The organism is Geobacillus thermopakistaniensis, from assembly GCF_000498995.1.
In the GTDB taxonomy this organism is placed as follows: Bacteria; Bacillota; Bacilli; order Bacillales; family Anoxybacillaceae; genus Geobacillus; species Geobacillus thermoleovorans.
On the sequence record NZ_AYSF01000011.1, the window covers coordinates 1 to 1,056 of the forward strand.

The 1,056-nt window shown below is 38.7% G+C and carries 1 protein-coding gene and 1 pseudogene; both read left to right on the forward strand.

Features of this window, described 5'->3' with window-relative positions; translation table 11 throughout:
* Nucleotides 1-36 precede the first annotated feature (36 nt).
* The gene (locus T260_RS136770; RefSeq protein WP_268870262.1) at nucleotides 37-561 is read left to right on the forward strand and encodes a type I restriction-modification enzyme R subunit C-terminal domain-containing protein; all 525 of its coding nucleotides are present in this window, start codon (nucleotides 37-39) and stop codon (nucleotides 559-561) included.
* Nucleotides 562-628: 67 nt separating this feature from the next.
* Nucleotides 629-973 (forward strand): annotated as a pseudogene (locus T260_RS136765) (type I restriction-modification system subunit M N-terminal domain-containing protein); the annotation flags it as partial.
* Between the last annotated feature and the right edge of the window lie 83 nt (nucleotides 974-1,056).

Genomic DNA, 1,056 nt, shown 5'->3' on the forward strand with positions numbered 1-1,056 from the left:
CTAGGATCCGCATCGCGAAATCTTTGATATAACAGCATTTTGGCCATTTTCATTTGCCTAAAATGGCCTCAAAACTGTCGAACTCGGGTAAAAGAAAATATGAACTTAATTCCTGCTCTGCAAATTGTATGTACACGTCCAAAAGATTTAACGCGGCAAGATTTACGTGAATTAATTACTATTTTAGAAACGAAAGGCTTTAAACTGTCCCACCTGCAAACAGCGTGGAAGCAAGCTAAAAATGAAGAAATTGCCGCTGATATTATTAGCTTTATTCGCCAGGCTGCGCTAGGTGATGCACTCATCGACCATGAAACACGGGTAAAACGCGCTATGCAGAAAGTTTATAGCTTACATGACTGGACGCCTCGTCAGAAAAAGTGGTTGGAGCGGATTGAAAAACAGCTATTGAAATTTCCAGTGCTCGCACCAAATCCAGAAGATGCTTTTTCGGAAGAGCCGTTCCGGTCACAAGGAGGATATAATATGCTAAAACGGGAGTTTGGCGACTATATTGACAAGATCGTGTATACTATAAATGAACATTTATATATTAGTTAAATCTGTGCCTCTTTTCAGGGGCACACTTTTTTCGTGAAGTGATGCAATGGATAAGAGGAGGTCAACAATGAACAACCAAGAGATTGTGCAGAAATTATGGAATTTGTGTAATGTGCTGCGTGATGACGGGATTACATATCAACAATATTTAACAGAGCTGACTTATATCCTATTTCTAAAAATGATGCACGAAAAAGCAAAGCTTTCTCCTAAAGATAGACAGAATGTCGAACATGTTATCCCTGAGGAGTATCGTTGGGACAGTTTAGTAAAGCTTGAAGGTATAGAGTTAAAAAATCATTATCAGCGACTTCTTTTAGAGCTCGGAAGAAGTGAAAATGAGCTCTTGCGTCAAATTTATGCAGATGCAAGTACAAGTATTTCCGAGCCGAAAAACTTAGAAAAAATGGTTCATCACCAAATTTTGTGATTTAGTGACAAAAAAGAGAAAGCACTGACGAGATCCTGGCAATAATGTTAGCGGTGAAATCAACA